Origin of the sequence: Thiospirillum jenense (assembly GCF_014145225.1) — a bacterium.
Classification (GTDB): Bacteria; Pseudomonadota; Gammaproteobacteria; order Chromatiales; family Chromatiaceae; genus Thiospirillum; species Thiospirillum jenense.
Genome location: NZ_JABVCQ010000029.1, coordinates 1 through 23,221, shown reverse-complemented (window position 1 = coordinate 23,221; position 23,221 = coordinate 1). Strand labels below are relative to the sequence as shown.

Below are 23,221 nucleotides of genomic sequence, written 5' to 3'. Positions count from 1 at the left end.
CCGTTGGATAATTAACAATTAAACTGCTGGGTGGTGAGCGCTAATAATTGCGGCACTTCGTCGCGTTTATGTAATTGCCAAATCGGCGGGCCGGTGAATGCAATCGGCGTGACCGTACACCGTTGATCGCGCAATTGTGCAATGACTTTGAGACTAGCGGGCGCTACTGGTCTATCGGTGTCGCTAACGTGTTCCAACCAGGTCATTGGCAATGACGTTAATTGCGTACACTCGCGCAGATTGGTGCAATCTAATGCCTGTGCTAATGCCCCGCCTAATAAATAACCCGCAACCTCTAATGTCGCACCGGCGGCTAATTGGGTGCGCATTTGATCGGTGGTCTCGCTTGGTAAATCGCGATGCATTAAAAACGCCACGCGCAAGCGCAGATATTGGGTTAAAAATAACTTGCCATCTAATACCGGTTGCCACCATAACAATTGCTCAAACTGCTGCGGATGTTGATTAACAACACTGGCAGTCAAGAGCGCACCCAAGCGCAGTCCCCATAATGAAATCGGCGTTTGCGTTTGCTCAGTTAACCAGTGCGCCGCTAATAAGACATCGGCTTGCCAAATCTCCCAAGTGGCATTGGATAATTCGCCCGCGCTTTCACCCGTCCCGAATGGATCCATTAATAAACACGCATACCCGAGTGCCGCTAATTGCCGCGCTTGTTGGGCAACAGTGGCACGGCAGCGGTTCATTTCTTCAGCCAATGGCGGACAATAAACAAAAGCACCGCGAGGTTGATTGGCGGGGAAATATAAACAGAAGATGTCGCCCGCCGTGCCGGTGAGAAAAAATGGTTTAGGAGTCATTATTCACGCCATTTTAGTTTCAATAAATTGGGCAAAGCTGCCGAGTGTGCGGAAGATGTCTTCGGTGATTTCTTCATCACTGACTTCACAGCCCAATTGTTCTTCTAAACCGGCAATGAGTCCGACCACCGTCAGTGAATTAAACTCGGGCAGGGCGCCGGCAATTGCCGAGTCGGGTGTTAAACGATCAGCGCGGCTGCCCAATTGCAATGCGGATCGTAATAGATCGCGGGCTAATTCAGTTGAATTCATGGTGTAATAACCGCCGTATTGGCTAGTCAATGATGAGGGATTGAATGATAAAAGCCATGATGCCGTTGCGCAAACTCTGGATACAAGGGCGCCAGCAATTCACCATCATTCGCCGCCCAATATCGCTGTTTTATTAAACTTGGCAAATAACGCGGCAGTGCCTGTTTTAATTCATCACCATTCCAATCTGCCGCATTCGGCGCATACAACGCCCGTTCTAATTGCACAACTGCATCAATAAACTGCGGCGCCACCGCGTTGGATTTTAATTGCGTCAAGTGCGCAATCAATCCCTGCAAATTCATTGGTGACGCAATGATCCACGTCGCCCGCGCCCAATTTAATAACGCTTGACTACAGCCCGCCGCATCGTGACGAGTCGCCGCCGCCAACACCGTCGCTCGCCATTGATTCGCCGTCGGTGTCACCAATTCCGCCGCCCGCCGCGCTCGCCAGCGCCGCCACCCGTACCAGCCGCCCGCCGCGCTCACCAGCAACACAATTACACCAGCAGTCACGGCCAGCCACGGCCAACGTGCTGGTGACGATGGCGCGGGCGCAGTGGTCACGGGTGAGGCGACTGGCGCCGGCGGCGTCACGGGTTTTGGCGCCGCTGCCGCCGTAGAATTTACCCTCAAATCAGACGGTTGCGGCGCCGGCTCGGCAGGCACGACCGCCCCCTGCACCGTCACCGTCACGGCGGGAATCACCACCTCGCGGGCCTGCTGCGCCTGCGTATCCCACCAGGGCAGGCGAATCGCCGGCAACGTCAACTGCCCGCCGCTGGTGGGAATGATGGTCAGGCGCTGCTCACTCGTGCCAAACACGCGAGTGCCGTCAGTGCGGGTTTCGACACGCGGCGTCTCAGGATAAACGCGCACCGCCGGCGGTAACTGCATGTTTAAATGAGGAATTTGGCTACCTTCCAACCCTTTCGCCGTCACCGTCACCGTCCGCGTCGCCGGCTCACCTGCGGTCAAAATCGGCGGCGACTGCGCCCAAGAATCCGTGATCGTCACCGCCTCCGCCGGCAACCAGTGCGCGGTATCCGCATCAGTCGGCCGCGCTAACACATTGATTGTTAAAGCATTACTCTGCGCCTGCGCCGGCTCGCCACGATTGAACAGCGCCCCGCCCGCGCCCGGCTGCACCCCGCGTAACAGGTCATCAAACAACGGATCGTCAAACAGCGGGTGGCCGCGACTGCCGCTGCGCCGCGCCGGCGCTTGCACCTCACCTTTGAACGTCACCGGAGCGAGGCGCAACTGCCCGCTGCGCTCGGGGCTAAAGGTATAACGGCGCTCGACCACCAAATAACTTTTCCCCGCCCGCTGCGTAGTGAATTGATGATCCTTATCCAAACGTTCAATTACCGCGCCGTCCGCATGAGGTTCACTTAAATCACCACCAATTAACGGCCGCGTACTATACAAGCGCACCACCAATGGCACTTGCTGTTGAACGAATAATGACTGCCCGGCCGTGTCTAATTCCACTTCAATAAATAACGCATCACCCGCTTGTCCCGGTATCACGTCCGGCGCTGCGGTCACAGTTAATTCCAACGGCGGCGTCTGTTCATTGCCCACTTTTAATGGCGGAATCTGTAATTGACCAATGCGTTTGGGCGTTAATTCAATTCGCCACACGATGCTGTCACTGCGCTGCCAATTAATAATGCGCGTTTCACTGCCGACGCTCGTGCCATTTAATTCAAAATCCGCCGCGAGCGGCGTTAAATCTGGTTCACCATTCGCGCCGCGGCCAGTGAGTTTAATTGTCAAAGTGACCCGATCACCAAGACTCACTTGTTGGCGATCAAACCGCGCCGTCACCACCGCGTCATCAGTCGGCACATTGCCCCGCGCCGGCGAGATCAAAACCGTGTTGACTAATAACACCGTGATGAATAGCAATTGCCAATACGGGCGAATTGTCATTGGTTGCGGCATCATCGTTGATTTACCAAACAGCGCGGGGTATTAATGAGATGACTAATTAAATGCCCAGTTCATCTAATAAACTGGTATCCAGTGCAGCCGGTATCTTCGCGGCCGCGGGTTTCTTGATTTGTTTATTTTCAGCCAAAATACGGTCAGGATCAATATCTTCACGGTCAAAATCATGCAGTTTAATGAACTCGGTTTTATCCATCGCCAATTCCATGTAAAACATATTCCGCCCAGCGGTTTTAAACGCCACACGGCGCGCTTGAGCGCGATCTAAATTGGTATCAATGCTGACCATGACTTCTTTATTGATCGTCAACATCTTGGGTTGGTTTTGGTTAATAGACACCAATAACTCTTGCCCGACATTACCGGTAAAATCACCGACAATTTGGTTCATCAATTCGCCCAATGTATTACCGACTTCTTCAGACGTGTGCCGCACCGCTAATTCCGATTCTGGTATTCCCATGCTCATCATATAACTGCGATAAATTTCTAATGCAGAAGCGGCAGAAAAGTTAATAATCACCAACCCGGCAAAACCGCCATCAAATAAAACAAAACAGCCAATATCCGGCCGCAAACAGGTGCGTTTAATTTTTTGCACCATTGGCGAATAAGTCACCGGAGTTTTCGTGGCCGCAGTTAATACTTTGCTCACTGAACTACAGAGCATCGCCAGGATGGCATCAGTTGAAATCACCTTATCATTCATTGTTAAAGCAGTTGTTGACATAATTTTACACTATTACGGTTGTGAGTTGAGGGAGTTATCTTGATTAGGATAGCACCAAACCGCCCCGGATGCGCAAGCGGGTTTTAATGCACCAATGTCTTTAGTTTATCAGGCATGGTGACTCAGTGATTCATTGTCATTCATTCCCGTTCATCTGCGGCTTCTCGAAGCATGACCGCAGTGATTAAACAGCGCATTATTATTAACGGCGACGGGGGGATTGTTGTTGGCGTTGTTCATCGGCCAATTCCTTTAATTCTTTTAATCGCGCCTGCAAACGTTCGGCAAGATAAGGCGTAATCGTCGGCTGTTTTAATGCCAATTCTAATTGATTAACCGCCAGTTTTATATCGCCCTGATGATACAGTTGTTCGGCGCGATAACGATAGGTTTGCAATCGCTTCCCCGCCCGCCCGGCCGCATCTGCCATTAAACCATAAACCGCGGTGATGTCAGGACGCAGCCGATTAAACCGCTCCAATGTGATTAACGCCGCGGCGGGTTGATTAGCGGCCATTTGCATTGCCGCATACGCATCGGCTAATGCCCAACTGCGCGGTGCATTGGCGACGGCTGTTTTCAAATCGCGTAATGCTTTTGTTAATGAACCCGTGTGCCGATCTAATTCAGCATTTAAGACAATCAATTCAACTTGATTGGGATTGTCGGCTAATAATTTTGCAACTTCCCGACGGGCGGCAGCGAATTGACCATCGCGGGTTAATGCCAATGCGTAGCCGTAGTGTTCCGCCGTTGCATTGCGATAGCGCCCGGTGGTTAATGTTTGATTAAAATGCTCCACTGCTTCTTGAGCGCGAGCGTATCGTTGCTGCCGCAAGCGAGCTTTTATTAAATGAAATGATACGTTTTCAGATCGCTGATGATGACCAAAATGTTCAGCACGGGCTAACGCATCGGCAATACGATTGGTGGTAACTGGGTGGGTGCGTAATAATTCAGGTGCGCCATTTTCGTAGAATTGATTGGCTTTAGTGAGGCGTTCAAAAAACCCCGGCATGGCATAGGGATCATAGCCGGCTTGGGCGAGAATTGTGATGCCCAAACGATCCGCTTCTTTTTCGTGATCGCGGGTGAAGTTAATTTGTTTTTGTAATGCGGCGGCTTGAATACCCGTCATCGCTGCGGCGCCCATATTGGCATCCACTTGGGCGCCCAATACGACGGCGGCAATTAACAATGCGGTCATGGGAATCGCATTTTGCTGTTGCGATTCAAAGGCGCGTAATAAATGTTTTTGTTCAACGTGGGCGATTTCGTGCGCTAATACGGCGGCGAGTTCATCTTCGGTTTCAGCCGCGAGTATTAAACCGGCGAACACGCCAATATGTCCACCGGGGCCGGCAAACGCATTGATGACACGCTGGTCAATTAAAAAGAAATCATAATGCTTAATCGTGCCGGCGGTGGTTAATGATTGCCCCAGTTGTTGTAAATAATCGCCAACAATAGGATCAGAACTGATTGGTAGGGATTGCCGGACACTCTGCATGAAGGCGCGATCTAATTCGCGTTGTTCGGCGGCAGATAATAGCGTATCAACCGAACTGCCAAAGTCGGGTAATTGGTAAAGATCAGCGGGGGCGATGCCGATTTGTCCGCTGATGATGAGTGTTAATGCCAAAGTTTTGAAATGAAAACGCCCGCTGTTCATGTCGTGTTGAGTAGTGTTGTTAATTAAAAAAGTGTATTGCCGTCATACGCAAATCATGGATAAAAAAACACCGCAGGGTTGGAATGCCAACCGTGCGGTGTGGATGATAACCGATTGACTAGGACAATCGGGATTCATTTAGCTAGTGGGGCTTATTTTTGCCCTTGTGGTGCGGCTTGCGGGGCGGCAGCTGGTGCGCCAGGTGCGCCGTAGGGCATTGGGGCACCATACGGTGCGCCGTAGGGGGCGGCACCGTAACCGTAAGGTGCGCCGTAGCCACCACCATAGGGTGCGCCGTAACCATAGGGTGCGCCGCCGTAGCCGTAAGGTGCGCCACCGTAGTAGTACGGATTCTCGTAGCCGTAGCCACGTCCGTAGCCACGTCCATATCCGTTGCCGCGGCCGCCGCCGCTCATGCTCATGTTGAAGTCGCCGTAGCCGTCACCAAACATGTCATTCATAAAGTCGCCGCTGCCATCACGGTAGCCATTATTGCCACCCGGTCCCCACCAGGCGACGGCGGAGGCGGACGCACCAAGTAACGCAGCGATAGCGGCAGCAGTTGTGATTTTTTTCATGGTTATTCTCTCTTTTAGTAGTCAGTTTGTTTCTGGGTTGGCAAGCAGCTGATGTCAGGGTGTGCATCAACTGGGGATTAGTATATTAGCGACTCCTAATTTTAGGAAATAAAACTTTTCTATTGCTTGTGCTGGGATAAATGTCATTTATCAGTTGTCGCCACACTTGCAGTTGTGCCGCCCCCGCCCGATCAGATGTGGTGCGCGATGACAGCGCTCGGTTACTTTAACAGATCAGGTGCGGCGCGGTTGCGTTTTGTCATGGACACACGTTAGATGCGCGGCAATGACGCAGGTGGAGGCCGCGCAGTCAGTGAGTGATTTGATCGCTACCAGCGTGGGAGCGTGATCTTTCTTAAAAATCAACCCGTTAAACTCTGCACTCCACCGCGCCGCTGGGTGGCAAATTCAACGCATGTGATACGCGGGTAATCAATTCGGCCGGAGTCTGGGCGATAATTTCTGCCGGCACCCCGTGTTTGAGATGCAGCCGCTCGAAGTTTTCAAAGCCGTAGGCGACCATAAACGGGTGCATCACCGCGCCAAGTGCGGCACGAAAATCGCTTGCCTCGTCACCGCAGCTATACGCCCGCGCCGGGTTGATGGCAAATTGGTCGCGCAGACTGCAAAAGGCGGTAACTTTATTATCACTGAGCGGTAAATGGATCAGGAAATCAAAGACATCGGGCGTCAAGCCGTGCCGTTCAAATAGGCGCGTGAGGGTCGCCAGCGGTTCGTTAGTGATGTTGCGCGTCACGATTCCGACTTTGATGTCGGGCGCAGCGGCGAGTTGGCGAATGAGTGATTCAATTCCGGGGAAAATGACCGCCTCTTCGCGGTAGATTTCCGTCAAAGTGGCCACCAAACGCGAGCGTTTGCGCCAGCCCAGTTGGCGGCGGACATTTTGCGGGATTTCTTTAAAACCACCTAGATACTTGAATAAATTGCGGCGTTTTTGAAATCGTTCCAATGTGCCTATGTCCATGCCATGATGCACAAAGGTTTTTTCAATGGCATGAAACGCATCTATCGTGGTGCCGTCGGCATCTAAAATCATTAAGCGATGATGACTGTACATAACATATCCAATTGATCAGCGTGGTATTTGAACAGCGTTTTGAAACTCTTTTAACCGTCTTTAAAATCATTTAGCAATTGATTCGTTAACCTCTTTAATCAACCCCGCCCTCCCGTTTTCTATTTCCCATCCATTCCACGAGGCTGAGTACACCGTGAAAACATCTAGCGTCGGCTTTCGCATCACCCTTGCGACCGCAGCAATTTTAATCATCATTGCGTCTATTTTATTACTGTTGTATGCCACTGATGAGTTTGAAGAAAAAGTTGAAACTGAAGTGCAAACCGCCCGCAATGTGCTGTTGATGTCTGAAGCGGTGCGCGAAAATATGGCGGAAAAATGGCGCTTGGGGTTGTTTTCACCTGACACGGTGCGGGCTTTAACTGGTGCGACTGAGCGCGAGCGGCTGCAAAAGGTGTTTGCCACTATTCCAGTGGTCACGGCGTGGGAATCGGCCAAAGCCAAGGCCGAGCAGGGCGGTTTTGTTCTGCGCACCCCGCGGCGGGATGCGCGCAATTCTGATAATGAACCGGATGCCATTGAACAGCTGGCGCTGGATTATTTTGCCAATCACCGCAATGCCGAAGAATATTACGTTGTGGACGAAAAAACCCAAACCGTGCGCTATTTTCGCCCGGTGCGATTAGCGAATATGTGTCTGTATTGTCACGGTGATCCGGCGCAAAGTAAGACGTTGTGGGGGACAACTGATGGGACGGACGTCACCGGTTATCGTATGGAAAATAAGCGCGTCGGTGATTTGCACGGTGCCTTTGAAATTGTCAAGGATTTGAAACCCGGTTTGGCGGAACGCAGTGAGCGGCTGTGGGGGATGATTGCTGTAATGGCGGGGGTGGTGCTGATTACGATCTTGTTGATTGGCTGGTTGACGCGCCGCTTGGTCTCGCAACCAATTGATGCGGCGGTGTCGGCGATGATTGAAGCGCAGCGCACGGGGGATTTGACCTTCCGCCTGCTGCCGCAGAAGAGTGATGAATTAGGCCGCATGGCGGAGGGGTTTAATCAATTTATTGCCAAAATTCAGAGCCTGGTCAAGGCGGTTGCTAGTTCAGCCGGTGAGTTGTCAAGTGCGACGCAGCAGGTCAGTCAGATTACCGCTGAAACCAATCAAGGGGTGCGCCAGCAGCAGTCTGAGACCGATCAGGTGGCGACGGCGATGAATCAAATGACCGCGACGGTGGAGGCGGTGGCGCAGAATGCTCATGCGGCGGCGCAGGCGGCGCAGCAGGCAGATTCGGCCTCGGCGCAGGGGCAGCGCGTGGTGCAGCAGACGTTGGAGGCGATCAATTTATTGGCGCACGAGGTCGAGCGGGCGTCAACGGTGATCGCTAAGTTGGAGACTAATTCCGAAAGTATCGGTGCGGTGGTGGATGTGATTAAGGGCATTGCCGATCAAACCAATTTGCTGGCATTAAATGCGGCAATTGAAGCGGCGCGGGCGGGTGAACAGGGGCGCGGCTTTGCGGTGGTGGCGGATGAGGTGCGGACCTTGGCCAGTCGCACGCAACAATCTACCCGCGAGATTCAGCAGATGATTGAGCAGTTGCAGGCGGGGGCCAATGAGGCGGTGTCGGCAATGCACTTGGGGCAGCAGCAGGCGCAGGATTCAGTTAATAAAGCCCAAGATGCCGGCGCGGCGCTCGGGGCGATTACCGATTCGGTGGCGACCATTGCCGATATGAATCATCAGATTGCCAGTGCCGCCGAGCAGCAGTCGGCGGTGGCGGAGGAGATCAATCGCAATATTATTAACATTAGTCAGGTGGCGGATCGTACCTCCAGCGGTGCGGAGCAGACGACGCGGGCGACTGAGCGGTTGGCGGAGTTGGCGCGGCGGTTGCGCACTCAACTTGACCAGTTTCATGTGTGAGTGTCAGCAAAGGTCACGTTCTGCAAGAGTTTCGCCGTGATGGGTGGCGCACCCATTATTATGGGATAGGCGTGCTGCAAGTCGGGCGCGATAGTGCCTACCAACAGCCGCCACTTTAAGTTATTCCAACACCCGAAATCGGTACGCGCTCAAGTTGACGCACACATGCAATTACCACATCCCCGCATTTTGATCGTTGATGACGAAATCACCAACATCGAGCTCATTGCCGACCTGTTTGAAGCAGATCACGAAGTTTTATTTGCCACCACCGGGGCGCGAGCGCTGGAGATCGCGGCGACGGCCATGCCGGATTTAATTCTGCTGGACGTGATGCTGCCGGGCATGGACGGTTTTGAAGTCTGCGCCCGCCTCAAATCCGAGCGCTTAACCGTTGATATTCCGGTGATTTTCGTGACTGGCATGGGCGATGTCGTGGCGGAAACTCGCGGTCTGGCGCTCGGGGCGGTGGATTACATCACCAAACCGATCAATCCGCCGGTGGTGCGGGTGCGCGTGACCAATCACATCGAACTAAAAAAAGCGCGGGATCGCCTGACGCAGTTGGCCGTGACTGATGGGTTAACCGGACTAGCCAACCGGCGGCGGTTTGATGAAACGCTGGGGCTGGAATTTGCCCGCCACCTGCGCTCGCACGCTGATTTGACCTTGATTCTGCTCGACATTGACCATTTCAAACTGTTTAACGACACCTACGGTCACTTGCGCGGTGATGATTGTTTGCGGGCAATTGCGCGAGTGATTGAGCGGGCAATGTACCGCGTCACTGACTTGGCGGCGCGCTACGGCGGTGAAGAATTCGGCTGCATTTTGCCCGAAACTGGCCCGCCGTCCGACGTGATCGCGGTGGCCGAGCGCATCCGCCAGGGCGTGATTGCGCTTGAAATTCCGCACCAAACGTCCTCCACTGCCGCCCATGTCACCGTCAGTCTCGGCGTCGCAACGCAGCGCTGCACGAGCGATGATTCACCCGAGCTGCTAATCACTCGCGCAGACGAGCAGTTGTATTTGGCTAAATCGCAGGGGCGTAACCAAATTTGTTTGGCGTCAGTGACGGCAATGTGATCGCTGTCTGTGCGAGCGCGGCTGATTGATTATTCCCACGCGCCAGCGTGGGTAGGATGCAATTAGCGTCACTTGACACAAGTGACTGATCTTTAGCTTATTACCCGGAGCGACGATGCAACGACTGCTCACATTTCTGGAACACCGTACGCTAACTACTAAACTCGTGTTTGGACTGGCATCGTTGCTGATAGTAACGGGCGCTGTCTCAATCAGCGCCTTAATTGGACAACGCAAACTCGGCGAGCAGCTCGAGCAGATGTACACACAGGAATTGTTGGGCGTGTCGGCTTTCAAGGAGGCGCGTTTTGAATACGCACAGATCGGGCGTGATCTGCGAATGGTGATCCTCGCTCGGAATGACGCGGCGCGGGAACAGGCGTTGGATCATCTAAGTGACGGCAAGGCGGCAATGCAGGAAGCCATCGAAGCGAGCCGTAAAACGTCCTTTCGTGCCGATGGTCAGGAGCAATTGGCCGCTTTTGAAGCGACCTACGCCACCTATCAACACAATGTTGATCGGGCGCTGGTGCTGGTGCAACAGGGCAAAATTGGCGCGGCGCGTGACTACATTGCTACACCTGAGTTTCATCAGGCGGACTTGGTTGCCAATGACCACCTCGCCAAAATGACCCGCATCAAGGAATCTGACGCGCATCAAGCCAGTCTAGCGGCACAGGCGACCGTTGAGTACGCGCTCTTCACGACGTTGACTTGGTTGCTAGGTTATCTTGGTTTCAGCATAGTGTTATTACTGCTAGTCGCCGTTTCAGTGCGCCGCCCACTTGGCAGCGTTCGGGCGGCGGTCGCTCAACTGGCCGAGGGTAAGCTCGATGATCCGGTGCCGTGCAGCGATTTCCCCAACGAAATCGGCGCGTTGGCACGCGACATCGAGGTGCTGCGCTGCGAAGCGCAACAAATGGAGCAGCAACGCTGGATCAAGAGTCACATTGCCGAAATCTCCGGCGATCTACAACTGGTTTCCAACTTTACTGACCTATCACATACGTTCCTGTCGCGGATCGCGCCGCTGATCAAACTTGGCCACGGTGTGTTTTACCTTTACGAAGAAGATGCCCGGCACCTCTGCCTGTTGAGCGGCTATGCCTACCGCGAACGCAAGCACCTGAACCAGCATTTCGCCCTCGGCGAGGGGTTGGTGGGGCAATGCGCGCTCGAACGTTCCACGATCATCATTACCGATCCGCCGCCCGATTATGTGCGCATCGGTTCTGGTCTGGGCGAGGCGATACCGCGCACCATTGCCGTGCTACCAGTATTGCGCAACGGTCGCCTGCTGGCCGTGCTTGAACTGGCAAGTTTCAAACCGTTTGACGACAATGCCCAAGCCCTGCTCGAAGGGCTGCTGCCGATTGTGGCGATGAACATTGAGATCATCGAACGCAGTGTGCATACCCATCAACTGCTCGCGGAAACCCAGCGCCAAGCTGAGAATATGGAAAAGCAGGCGGCGCGTCTCGAAGAACAGACGGTCGAATTGGAAGCGCAACAAGCTGAAATTAAAGTGGCAGAAGAGCGCAGTCGGCTGATTCTTGGCTCGATTAAGGAAGGGATCGTCGGCCTTGACAATCACGGCGTGGTGATTTTTGCCAACCCGGCATCCTATGCCATGCTGGGTTTCAGTGAAGAGGAATTTGTCGGCAAGCATATTCACGATGTCGCGCATCATCATCACATCAATGGGCAGCATTTTTCGCTTGAAGAATGCCCAATGCACCAGTCTTCCCTAGACGGCCAGCCGCGTACTGTTGACAACGAGGTGTTGTGGACCAAGGATGTCCGGGCAATTCCGGTCGAATACTCGACCACACCGGTGTTCAAAAATGGGGCACTAGTCGGCACGGTCATTACCTACCGTGACATCACCGAGCGTCAAGAAAGTCAAGAAATGGTCAATGCCTATTTCGAGAGTTCCAGTGACGGCTTGCTCGTCTTGTTACCAAAACAAGGCTTTATCCATGCTAACCGTCGGGCAGCGGAGATTTACGGCTTCGCGCACGTTACCGACCTGCTGCAGCACTGGCCGGCAGAGCTTTCACCACCCACCCAACCCGACGGGCAGGTATCCGGAGAGGCCGCCTTAGCGCACATGAGGGTGGTTATGCAAAGTAGGCAGCCACACCATTTCGACTGGCTGCACAAACGCACTGACGGTTCACTGGTGCCCTGTGAGATCACCCTCAGTCCGATTACCTTGAAAGGCGATGCGGCTCTCATCGTTAGTGTGCGCGACATCACCGAGCGCAAAGCGGCGAGCAAGGCGATGGAGGATCAGCGGGTGGCGATGCAAAACATCCTCGACCACACGCCGGTTGGCACCGCCTTCAGCAGTCAATCGATATTACGTTACACCAATCCGCAATTCCGCAACATGTTCGGCATCGTCGAGGGCGACGCCACCGAGCAGATGTACGAAACCCCCGCCGCTCGCCAGCAACTGATTGCGGAAATGGAGCGCGACGGCGCGGTGTGCAATCGGGAAATACGTCTCAGAAGCGCCAGCGGGGAGGTGCGTGATTACTTGATCACCTATGTGTTCATGGAACACGAGGGGCAGCATGGTGTCATGGCGTTCCTGCTCGACATCACCGAGCGCAAGGTGGCGGAAGCGGCGATCCACCAAGCGCGGGATGCGGCAGAAACGGCGAGTGAACAGGCCAAAGCACTGTTCAACGCCTCCACTAGCGCGCATGTGATCATCAATGCGCAGGCGCAGATCGTTTACTGCAACACGACATTCCTACAGCTGCTGAGTTATCAATCGCTCGATGATGTTGCCGGCAAACACCCCGCCGCGCTGGCCCCCGAGTGTCAGCCAGACGGGCGTCATTCCATTGAGAAAGGCACGGAAATGATCGGCATCGCTATCGAGCGCGGTTACTACACGTTCGACTGGATGTGTCAGGATGCCTGTGGTGTGGCCATTCCGGTCGAAATGACCATTGTGCCGGTGATGTTCGACGGCGCACCTCACCTGATGGGCATTTGGCACGATTTGCGTGCCCGCGTCGCCATGGAGGACGCGCTAAAACAAGCCAAAGCGATGGCTGAGGATGCGACCAAGGCGAAGTCGGATTTCCTCGCCAACATGAGCCACGAAATCAGAACGCCGATGAATGCCATCATCGGCATGTCGCACTTGGCGCTGCAAACTGACCTCAACAAAAAGCAGCGCAATTACATCGAAAAAGTCCACCGCGCTGGTGAAAATCTGCTCGGCATCATCAACGACATCCTTGATTTCTCCAAAATCGAGGCCGGCCGGCTGACCATGGAGCAGATTGATTTCCATCTCGATGACGTGCTGGATCACTTGTCCAATTTGGTGGGTCTCAAGGCTGAGGATAAAAAACTGGAATTGCTGTTTAACATCGCGCCGAACCTGCCGACCGCGCTGATCGGCGACCCGCTGCGCCTCGGCCAGATTTTGATCAATTTGGGCAATAACGCGGTGAAATTCACCGATCAAGGCGAAATCATCATCGGCGGCGAAATGGTGAGCCAAACGCCCGACGAGGTGGAATTGCACTTTTGGGTACACGATTCGGGTATCGGCATGACACCTGAACAAGTGGGGCGGATGTTCGAGAGTTTCAGCCAAGCGGATGCCTCGACCACGCGCAAGTACGGCGGGACGGGACTGGGGCTGGTCATCTCGAAAAATCTCGTCGAAATGATGGGCGGCCGCATCTGGGTGGAGAGCGAAGTTGGCAAAGGCTCGACGTTCCGTTTTCACGCCAAATTCGGTTTGCAACAGAATCCGCAGCCGCGCCGCATGTTCCGCGCCGACGAATTGCTCGGTGTGCGCGTGTTGGTGGTGGACGACAATGCGGCGGCACGCGAAATTCTCGCCGGCATGGCCAAGAATTTTGACCTCGAAGTGGACGTGGCGTGGGATGGGCGACAGGCACTGCACATGTTGGAGGCCGCCGAACAGCGGCAACTGCCCTACGATCTAGTTTTGATGGATTGGCAGATGCCCGGCATGGATGGCATCGAGACGGTGCAGTCGCTGCAACATGAGCAGCTGGCAAAAACGCCCGCGATTATCATGGTGACGGCGTACGGCCGCGAGGAGGCGCTGGGTACTGCTGAACAGCGCGGCGTGGCGCTCAAGTCGGTGCTGACCAAGCCGGTGACGCAATCGTCGCTGCTCGAAGCAATTGGCGACGTGCTCGGCATGGGTGAAATCGTCGAAACCCGCGCTGAATCTCGGGCTGAGAGTTACAAGGAGGCGCTGGCGGCGCTCACGGGTGCGCGGGTGCTGCTGGTCGAGGATAACGATATGAATCAGGAACTGGCACTGGAACTGCTGCACCAAGCGGGGATGCAGGTGGTAGTGGCCGGCAATGGTCAGGAAGCGCTCGACGTGCTGGCGCGGGATGATCGGTTTGACGGTGTGCTGATGGATTGCCAAATGCCGGTGATGGACGGCTACACCGCCACGCGGGAGATTCGCAAGCAGTCCCGGTTTGCAGCACTGCCGATCATCGCCATGACCGCCAACGCCATGGCCGGGGATCGTGAGAAAGTGCTCGCGGCCGGCATGGTGGATCACATCGCCAAACCGCTCAACGTCGTTGAGATGTTCGCTACTATCGCCAAATGGATTAGGCCACAGCAAACCACTGTTCCCACGCCCGCAACTGCGTCGCCGACTCCTTCAGTGGAATCCGTTGGGGAGTGGCCACCCCTGCCCGGCATTGATGTCAAGGCTGGTTTGGCGACCACAATGCACAACGAGGCGTTCTACACCCGGATGCTGCTGAAATTCCGCGCCAGCCAAGGCAATTTTGCTGAGTTGTTCGCTGCCGCCCGGCAGGATGACGATCCCACTGCCGCCAGTCGCTGCGCTCACACGCTCAAGGGGACGGCCGGCAACATCGGCGCCAAAGGTGTGCAAGCCGCTGCCGCTGCACTGGAACGCGCCTGCGACGACCACGCGCCCGACGAACAGATTGACGCATTGCTGGCAAATACGCTCGCTGAATTAGCACCGGTGATAGCGGGGCTGCAAGCCGTCGGTGGCAGTGAACCGGTGGCTGACCAAACCAAACCGGCTGCCGCCCTGCCGGCTGCCGAACTGGAACACGCCCTCGCTAAACTGAAGCGACTGCTGGAGGATAGCGATTCTGAAGCGGGTGATGTTGCCGAGGCGCTCCTCAACAAACTCGCCGGCACGGCGCTAGCCGGGCAGTTGCAACCAGTGGCGGTGGCGATTACTGACTTTGATTACGATGCCGCCTTGGAACTACTTGCCCAAGTTGCTCGCCCATGATGACCGACATGGTGCTGCCTATGCAGTCAGATGATCTGTGCGTCGTCGGCATCGGTGCCTCAGCAGGTGGGCTTGAAGCCATGCTGACGCTGTTCGCATACTTGCCGGCAACCGGCCGCGTCACCTACGTCGTTGCCCAGCACATGGCAAAGGATGGCCATGACACATTGGTGACGCGCCTAATCGGCCGCGAGTCCACTCTGCCTCCTTTTTTCGTGACCACCGTCGCCGCCCTTGATGACACGCCCAGTATCCATATGACCGCCGCCGCAGAGGACCATCTAATGACCGCTAACCTCAATTACATCGAAAGGAAAACTATTTTGGTGGTGGACGACACGCCGGATAATTTGTCGCTGATGAGCGGCCTGCTGCGCAACGACTACAAGGTGCAGGTTGCCAATAACGGTGAGAAAGCGCTGAAAATCGCCGCGGGTGATCCGCCGCTAGATTTGATCCTGCTCGACATTATGATGCCCGTGATGGACGGCTATCAGGTCTGCCAACAACTCAAAAGCAACCCGCATACGGTCAATATTCCAGTGATCTTCCTGACGGCAAAAGTCGAGGTGGAGGACGAGAAAAAGGGACTTGAACTCGGCGCTGTGGATTACATCACCAAACCGATCAGTCCGCCGATCGTACTGGCCCGCGTCAAAAATCATTTGGCGTTAAAGGCACACGCTGACTTCCTGCGCGATAAAAACGACTTCCTCGAAGCGGAGGTCGAAAAACGCACCCGCGAGGTGATGGCGATTCAGGACGTAACCATCCTAGCGATGGCCTCGCTGGCTGAAACCCGCGACAATGAGACTGGTAATCACATCCGACGTACCCAGTATTATGTACGGGCGCTGGCCGAACGGCTGCGTGAACATCCGCGCTTTCGTCACTATTTGACCACGCATCAGATCGCGCTGCTGTTCAAATCGGCACCGCTACATGACATCGGCAAAGTGGGCATTCCCGACCGTATCCTGCTTAAACCGGGGCGCTTCACCCCGGAGGAATTCGAGATTATGAAGACCCACACGACGCTGGGGCGCGACGCGATCCGGCACGCCGAGTCACAACTTGGCTACAGCGTGAATTTTTTGGAGTGCGCCAAAGAGATCGCCTACAGCCATCAAGAAAAATGGAATGGCACCGGCTATCCCGAGGGCATCGGTGGTGAGGACATTCCGATCTCGGCGCGTCTGATGGCAGTGGCCGACGTTTATGACGCGCTCATCAGCCGCCGCGTCTATAAAGCTGGGATGCCGCACGAGGAGGCAGTACGCATCATCTGCGAGGGCCGCGGCAGCCATTTCGATCCCGACATAGTTGATGCCTTTCTCGATATTGCCGACGTATTCCAAGCGATTGCGTGTGACTATAGTGATACGGATTAAGAGATATTGCCGAGACGCCTTGATACCCGCCGGGCTGTTAATTGCTAATTAAAAAATGATCGTTCCTACGCTCTAGCGTGGGAACGCACTCTTCCTTGAAAAAGCAACCAGTTAAAATCTGAACGGCGGCACTTCCAATTCGATCAAACCCGCTTTCATTCATGCCCCGCATTCAACCGCTCCCGCAGCACCTGATTAGCCAAATCGCCGCCGGTGAGGTGGTCGAGCGCCCGGTGTCGGTGATTAAAGAATTAATTGAAAATAGCCTCGATGCCGGCGCTCGATTGCTGGAAATTGACATCACGCACGGCGGGTTGAAACAGCTGCGGGTGCGCGATGACGGTTGCGGGATTGATGCGGCCGATTTACCGCTCGCACTTGCCCGCCACGCCACCAGTAAAATCACCACGGCCGACGATTTGGAAGCACTGCACACGCTCGGCTTTCGCGGCGAGGCGCTGCCGTGCATCGCGGCCGTGTCACGCTTAAAACTCATCTCCCGTCCGCCCGAAGCCGCGCTGGCGTGGTCACTGGTCAGCAACGGCGGTGACGTGACCAGCCCGCAACCGCTGGCACATCCGCCCGGCACCTGCGTCGAAGTCACTGATTTATTTTTCAATTTACCCGCCCGCCGCAAATTTCTGCGCACCGCCGCGACTGAGTTTGGTCACATCGAGCAACTGGTGCGGCAATTGGCGCTGGCGACCCCGAGCGTGGCGGTGCGGCTCAGTCACAACCAGCGGCTGGTGGTCAACTTGCCCGCCGCGCCAGCAGATGCGGCGGCTGACCAAATCCTGACCGCCCGCCACGCCGCGCTACTGGGCGAGGACTTTGCCGCGCAGGCACTCGCGTTGGATGTTCACAGCGCCAATGCGCACCTGCACGGTTGGATTGCCCCCGCCACCCTCAGCCGCGCACAAGGTGATCGGCAATTTTTATTTGTCAACGGGCGGATCGTCACCGACCGGCTGGTCAATCACGCGGTGCGCCTGGCGTATCAGGACGTATTGCCACACGGGCGTTATCCGGCATTCGTGCTGTTTTTAGAATTGCCGCCGCGACTGGTCGATGTCAACGTCCACCCGTCCAAACGTGAGGTGCGCTTTCGTGAAGGACGCCAAGTGCATGATTTAATTGTGCAAACCATCACGCAGCGGCTGGCCAGCGGACGTTTGGCCGGTTACGCACCGCCGCCGTCACCTGCCGCGCTGCCACCTGATCTGCCGCCCGCCGTGTCAAATCAACCCACGCCGTCGCCGCCGAGTTGGTCACGGCAATCAACGCAACCACCGTTACCGCTGCAAGTGCGCGAAACAGCGGCGCGGTACGCGGCTGATTTTTTAATTCAACAACCGTGGTCAAGTTCAGCGCCGCCGCCCGCCGCGCCGGTGGTGAGTGCAACTGATGTGGACGTGACCAATGCCGATCTGCCCGCGCCGTCACCTGAATTACCCGCAACTGACGCGGCTGATCCGCCAATCACCGCCCCGCTCGGCTACGCGCTCGGGCAATTGCACGGCACGTTCATCGTCGCGCAAGCCGCGCAGGGCTTGGTGATTGTGGACATGCACGCCGCGCACGAGCGGATTGGATATGAGCAGTTAAAGCAGGCGTGGCACGCGGCCGCGGTGCCGCGTCAAGCATTGCTGGTGCCGGTGGTGGTGAGTTTGACCGCCGCTGAGTTGGGCGTGATTGATGCGCACGAAGCGACCCTGGCGGAGTTGGGTTTGATCGTCACCGTGTTGAGTGCGCAACAGGCCGCGGTACGCGAGGTGCCGACGCTGTTGCAACACGCTGATCTTGACCAATTGCTGCGCGACGTGCTGGCGGATTTAGCCAACATCGGCCGTAGCGCCCGCGCAACAGTAGCGAGTCACGCGGTGCTGGCGACTTTTGCGTGTCATCACGCCGTGCGCGCTAAACGCCAGTTGACCGTGCCGGAGATGAACGCGCTACTGCGCACGTTAGAACGCACCGACCGAGCGGATCAGTGCAATCACGGCCGCCCGACCTGGGTGTTAATTGACCATCACCAATTAAATCAATGGTTTAAGCGTGGGCAGTGATGATTTAACGATGCCGCAGTCCAATCAAACTCAACCGCTACCGCTCGCCATTTTGCTCATGGGGCCGACGGCGGCTGGCAAAAGTGCGCTTGCGCTGGCATTGGCAGCGCGCTTGCCCGTTGAGTTGATTAGCGTGGACTCGGCGCAGGTGTATCGCGGTTTGGACATCGGCACGGCGAAACCGTCCCCGGCCATCGTGGCGCAAGTGCCGCACCAGTTGATTGACATTTGCGATCCGTCTGAAGCGTACTCGGCGGCGCGGTTTCGTGACGATGCACTGGCGGCGATGAGCGCAAGCGTGGCGGCGGGTAAAATTCCGCTGTTGGTCGGCGGCACGATGCTGTATTTCCGCGCCTTGCAGCAGGGTTTATCACCGTTACCGTCCGCCGCGCCGGCGATTCGGGCGCATTTGACCGCGCAGGCGCAGCAGCGCGGGGCGGCGCAGATGCACCAGTGGTTAGCGACGGTTGATGCGGCCGCGGCGGCGCGCATCCATCCGAATGATCCGCAGCGGGTGCAGCGAGCGTTGGAGGTGTTTTTGTCCACCGGTGAACCGTTGAGTGCGCATTGGCAGCGCAGTCACGCGGCCGCGCTGCCGTATCGGCTGGTCAAATTGGTCTGCGCACCAAAGGATCGTGCCGTGCTGCGAGCGCGGATTGCCGAGCGGTTTGACGCGATGTTGACGGCGGGATTTGAGGCGGAAGTCGCGCAATTGCTGGCGCGGGGCGATTTGTCACCCGACTTACCCGCGCTGCGCTGCGTCGGGTATCGGCAAATGGTGGCGTATTTGCACGATCAAATCAGTGTTGCCCAGATGCGGCAGCAGGCAATAGATGCCACGCGGCAATTAGCAAAACGGCAATTCACTTGGCTGCGGGCGGAAATGAATTGTCAATGGTTACAAGATGAAAAGACTGCATTAAACAGCGCGTTGGAATTGATTAACGCGGCAATAGATACGCGGGGTGTTTAATGAACAAAATTGGATATTGGCAATTGGCAAACAGCAGATTTGCCCAGCATAACCAAATTCGTTAATATTGCCATTGTCCACTGCTTGACGGTGTTCACTATTGCAAGTTTACTCCAAACAACCTGTATTAAATCATCATTTGCCACAATGATCCCCGAACGTATTGCTTTAATGACTGATTTCGGTAATGGCCCCTACGTCGGCCAAGTGCGCCTCCGCCTCGCCGAATTATTACCAACCACGCCGGTATTAGATTTAATTGCCGATCTACCACCTTTTCGCCCCGATTTAGCCGCCTATCTTTTACCCGGGTTAGTACGCGGAATGCCACCCGGCACCCTGTATCTAGGCGTAGTTGATCCCGGCGTCGGCGGTGAACGTGCCGCATTAGCCATTACACTTGATGACAATTGGTTAATTGGGCCGGACAATGGGTTATTTGCACCGTTAATTCGCCAAGCGCATTTGGTATCAGTGCAACGAGTGGATTGGCGGCCGGCGAATTGTTCTGACAGTTTTCATGGGCGGGATTTATTCGCGCCATTAGCCGCCGCACTCATTCACGGCACAATGCCGATGCCCGCCGTGCCATTACCCGCCTCCGCCGTCATTGGCTATCACGGCCCAATGCAATTACCACGAGTGGTTTATGTAGATCATTACGGCAATTTAATGACAGGATTAAGTGCTAATGTGTGCGATCAACGCGGGCGATTACGCATTGGCAGCCACACATTAACCTATGCACGCACCTTTTGCAGCGTCCCCGTCGGGCAAGCATTTTGGTATCACAATGCCTTTGGATTAGTGGAAATTGCCGTGAATCAAGGGCGGGCGGCCACGCTATTCAGCGCCGAGCCGGGCACTGAAGTTCATTGGTTAGGCAGTGAATAAAACGAATAAACCTCAGCGCCAATTTTACCACTTAAACAATAACCATTGCGGAACGGCCAATTCAGAAGTTTCCGCTTGTTGAACATCCAGCACACCATCACCATTGGTATCAACTAAATAATATGGCGCCCCCGCCATTGGCTGGATTTTCACCAAATACACCTGCCCTTTAACGCGATAAGACGTAATGGTTTCACTCGGGGTTTCGGTAATCGTGACCTCGGGTTCTAATTCCTCTTGCACAACTCCATTACCATCCCAACTGGCCGGTGGCGCGGCGATTGTTATTGAACACATCATCGCTAGTGCAAAACTCAAGTGTAATAAATATCGTTGTTTCATAACTACACTGTTAGTCGGTTATTAGATTAAGAACTTGAACGTGTCATACAATGATACAGTAACAGTCAATTTTCAATTGTCAAAGTCATTCATATCCCGTATTGCTTCCGTCACAATACAACCGCCCAAACACACCGCATTTTGATAAAACACCACCGACTGACCTGGCGTAATCGCTCGCTGTGAAATAGCAAATTGGATGTGACAAGTATCATCTTGGTTAATCACAGTTAATGTACAATCCTGTAATGACTGGCGGTGACGCAAACGACATTGACAATTCAATGGCAGTTCAATGGGCGCTTGCCCCGCAATCCAATGCAATTGTTCACCGCGCAACGCATTGGCATATAACAAAGGATGCTCGCCCTGCGCCACCACTAATACATTGCGCTCGGCATCTTTGGCAATGACAAACCAGGGCGCTTCATTCGCTCCAGCAATACCACCAATGCCCAATCCTTGCCGCTGGCCAAGCGTGTAAAACGCCAATCCGTGATGCTGCCCAATCACCTGTCCATTCGGCGTTTCAATTGCTCCCGGCTGCGCAGGTAAATAGCGCGCAAAAAACTCACGGACGCGGCGTTCGCCAATAAAACAAATACCCGTACTATCACGTTTATTCGCGTTAATCAATCCAAGTGAATGCGCAATTGACCGCACCTGTGTTTTTGTTAAATCCGCCAAAGGAAATAATGCTTTGCTTAATTGTTGTTGATTTAACAAATACAAAAAATACGTTTGATCCTTATCAAGGTCGGCAGCTAATTCCAATTGACAACCTGCTGCCGTTTGCCGCACTCGCGCATAATGACCAGTCGCTATCCAATGCGCGCCGCGTGCCAGTGCGTATTCCAAAAACACCTGAAATTTAATTTCACGATTACACAATACATCCGGATTCGGAGTGCGCAATAATTGATAATCAGTTAATACCGGTGTAAAGACCCGTTCCCAATATTCGGTCGCAAAGTTCACTGCGTGTAATTGAATGTTTAATTGTTGTGCAACCGCTTTTGCATCCGCCAAATCTGCCGCAGCAGCACAATAACTTGGCGTATCATCTTCTTCCCAATTTTTCATAAACACGGCTTCAACAGCATAGCCGGCTATAAGTAAACAATGCGCCGCTACTGCTGAATCAACGCCGCCTGATAAGCCAATGATGACTCGCTGCCTCATCGTGTTTTATTCAATTGGTTCATCTGTCAAATGCGCTAAATCTGAATGCGCTTCACTTACGGAAGTAAAATAAAGCTGCCCTAATATTTCAGGCGTGACGGCAAGATCATCAGGCAATGGAATGTCAGGCTGCTCGAATGCATCCAGAATATCTATAACAATAGCAAGTGGACCATTTCGATCTAACAATGCCTCCCTAATTTCACTAGTTAACCGCATTTTACGCACAATTTCTACAATTGGAATCCCAAATAAACGGTCAATTGTAGATAACAATCCTAATGTGAAAAACCGCTCGGCTTCATCCGCACGGTTTAAAATAGGTGCCAAGTGTGCTGCCATGCGCGCCCGAATGAGTGTCTGTTCCATACTCATTGGTCCGGTTGCTAAATTACGCAGCGACAATAATAATGTCAACCGCCGAATTTCACTACGCCCTAATAATAAAACCGCCTGACGAACCGATTCAATCGGTTGCGGACGGCGAAACCGTGGGCTATTGATGAGCTTCAACATTTCTAAACTCAGTGCCGCATCGCTACTAACTAAGCGGGTCATTTCTTCTGTCGTACTCTGCGGTTGCTGTAATAAATCTAGCAGTTTAATAAGTGCGAGTTTATTGCCCTCAAGGCGCTGCCCGGCAATGACATTAGGAAATGATAAATAAAATCCTTGAAAGTAATTGAATCCGAGGCCTTGACACAAGTGATAGGTGTCAGCAGTTTCTACTTTAGTTGCAATTAACGCATGGTTGCATTTAGGCATTTTTTCGATCAATTGACCGCGTAATTGCGCTGGATCATCATGCAGCACATCTACCTTAATAAAATCAGCAATGCGCACCGCATAATCTGGTTGAGTTAAGACGTGCCGACTATCCAATGCAATGCAAAAACCTTCTTGCTTATGTGTTTGTAAGAATGCAAAGAGTTCAGCGTCAATCACAATGTCTGGGGAGAGTTCAAGTGTACATTGGTTGGCGGGCAATGTACTCAGAATTGGATTATG

Annotated in this window: 17 protein-coding genes; 7 read left to right on the top strand and 10 right to left on the bottom strand. The window is 54.2% G+C overall.

Annotated features, from left to right (window positions below):
* Nucleotides 1-11: 11 nt before the first annotated feature.
* From HUK38_RS11860 to HUK38_RS11830, 7 genes are all read right to left on the bottom strand, one after another.
* Entirely contained in the window at nucleotides 12-821 is an 810-nt protein-coding gene (locus HUK38_RS11860; protein WP_182584543.1) for a hydrolase 2, exosortase A system-associated, read from the bottom strand.
* A gap of 3 nt (nucleotides 822-824) precedes the next feature.
* Entirely contained in the window at nucleotides 825-1,073 is a 249-nt protein-coding gene (locus HUK38_RS11855) for an acyl carrier protein (RefSeq protein ID WP_182584542.1), read from the bottom strand.
* Between the two features lie 26 nt (nucleotides 1,074-1,099).
* Entirely contained in the window at nucleotides 1,100-3,028 is a 1,929-nt protein-coding gene (locus HUK38_RS11850) for a BatD family protein (RefSeq protein ID WP_182584541.1), read from the bottom strand.
* A 43-nt stretch (nucleotides 3,029-3,071) separates the two neighbouring features.
* Entirely contained in the window at nucleotides 3,072-3,761 is a 690-nt protein-coding gene (locus HUK38_RS11845; RefSeq protein ID WP_238787626.1) for a DUF3334 family protein, read from the bottom strand.
* Nucleotides 3,762-3,963: 202 nt separating this feature from the next.
* On the bottom strand, nucleotides 3,964-5,433 hold the full coding sequence (locus HUK38_RS11840; RefSeq protein ID WP_182584540.1) for a M48 family metalloprotease: 1,470 nt from the start codon (nucleotides 5,431-5,433) through the stop codon (nucleotides 3,964-3,966).
* Between the two features lie 152 nt (nucleotides 5,434-5,585).
* Nucleotides 5,586-6,011 (bottom strand): sulfur globule family protein, encoded by a 426-nt coding sequence (locus HUK38_RS11835; protein WP_182584539.1) that lies wholly within the window; start codon nucleotides 6,009-6,011, stop codon nucleotides 5,586-5,588.
* Nucleotides 6,012-6,381: 370 nt separating this feature from the next.
* Nucleotides 6,382-7,089, bottom strand: a complete 708-nt coding sequence (locus HUK38_RS11830; protein WP_182584538.1) for an HAD family hydrolase — start codon at nucleotides 7,087-7,089, stop codon at nucleotides 6,382-6,384.
* Between the two features lie 154 nt (nucleotides 7,090-7,243).
* Between HUK38_RS11830 and HUK38_RS11825 the strand changes: the two genes are divergently transcribed.
* The 7 genes from HUK38_RS11825 (at nucleotide 7,244) to HUK38_RS11795 (ending at nucleotide 20,689) form a co-directional block, all read left to right on the top strand.
* Complete coding sequence (locus HUK38_RS11825; RefSeq protein WP_182584537.1) at nucleotides 7,244-8,980, top strand: methyl-accepting chemotaxis protein; 1,737 nt, start codon at nucleotides 7,244-7,246, stop codon at nucleotides 8,978-8,980.
* A 165-nt stretch (nucleotides 8,981-9,145) separates the two neighbouring features.
* Nucleotides 9,146-10,066 carry a diguanylate cyclase gene (locus tag HUK38_RS11820; RefSeq protein ID WP_182584536.1) on the top strand — a complete coding sequence of 307 codons (921 nt, stop codon included), beginning with the start codon at nucleotides 9,146-9,148 and terminating at the stop codon, nucleotides 10,064-10,066.
* A gap of 115 nt (nucleotides 10,067-10,181) precedes the next feature.
* The gene (locus HUK38_RS11815) at nucleotides 10,182-15,365 is read left to right on the top strand and encodes a response regulator (RefSeq protein WP_182584535.1); all 5,184 of its coding nucleotides are present in this window, start codon (nucleotides 10,182-10,184) and stop codon (nucleotides 15,363-15,365) included.
* Nucleotides 15,362-16,756: an HD domain-containing phosphohydrolase gene (locus HUK38_RS11810; RefSeq protein WP_182584534.1), complete on the top strand. Its 1,395-nt coding sequence runs from the start codon at nucleotides 15,362-15,364 to the stop codon at nucleotides 16,754-16,756. Before HUK38_RS11815 ends, HUK38_RS11810 begins: the two co-directional genes overlap by 4 nt.
* A 161-nt stretch (nucleotides 16,757-16,917) precedes the next feature.
* Nucleotides 16,918-18,822, top strand: a complete 1,905-nt coding sequence (gene mutL, locus HUK38_RS11805) for a DNA mismatch repair endonuclease MutL (RefSeq protein ID WP_182584533.1) — start codon at nucleotides 16,918-16,920, stop codon at nucleotides 18,820-18,822.
* 10 nt (nucleotides 18,823-18,832) lie between these two features.
* Entirely contained in the window at nucleotides 18,833-19,795 is a 963-nt protein-coding gene (gene miaA / locus HUK38_RS11800) for a tRNA (adenosine(37)-N6)-dimethylallyltransferase MiaA (protein WP_182584532.1), read from the top strand.
* A gap of 147 nt (nucleotides 19,796-19,942) precedes the next feature.
* Nucleotides 19,943-20,689 (top strand): SAM hydrolase/SAM-dependent halogenase family protein, encoded by a 747-nt coding sequence (locus tag HUK38_RS11795; protein ID WP_182584531.1) that lies wholly within the window; start codon nucleotides 19,943-19,945, stop codon nucleotides 20,687-20,689.
* 24 nt (nucleotides 20,690-20,713) lie between these two features.
* On the opposite strand, the gene HUK38_RS11790 is transcribed toward HUK38_RS11795, so the two are convergent.
* The 3 genes from HUK38_RS11790 to HUK38_RS11780 all read right to left on the bottom strand — a co-directional run.
* Complete coding sequence (locus HUK38_RS11790) at nucleotides 20,714-21,031, bottom strand: DUF2782 domain-containing protein (protein WP_182584530.1); 318 nt, start codon at nucleotides 21,029-21,031, stop codon at nucleotides 20,714-20,716.
* A gap of 72 nt (nucleotides 21,032-21,103) precedes the next feature.
* Nucleotides 21,104-22,213 carry a tRNA 2-thiouridine(34) synthase MnmA gene (gene mnmA / locus HUK38_RS11785; protein WP_182584529.1) on the bottom strand — a complete coding sequence of 370 codons (1,110 nt, stop codon included), beginning with the start codon at nucleotides 22,211-22,213 and terminating at the stop codon, nucleotides 21,104-21,106.
* A 6-nt stretch (nucleotides 22,214-22,219) separates the two neighbouring features.
* Nucleotides 22,220-23,221: EAL and HDOD domain-containing protein (locus HUK38_RS11780; RefSeq protein ID WP_182584528.1), on the bottom strand; the 1,002-nt coding region annotated here is incomplete at its 5' end.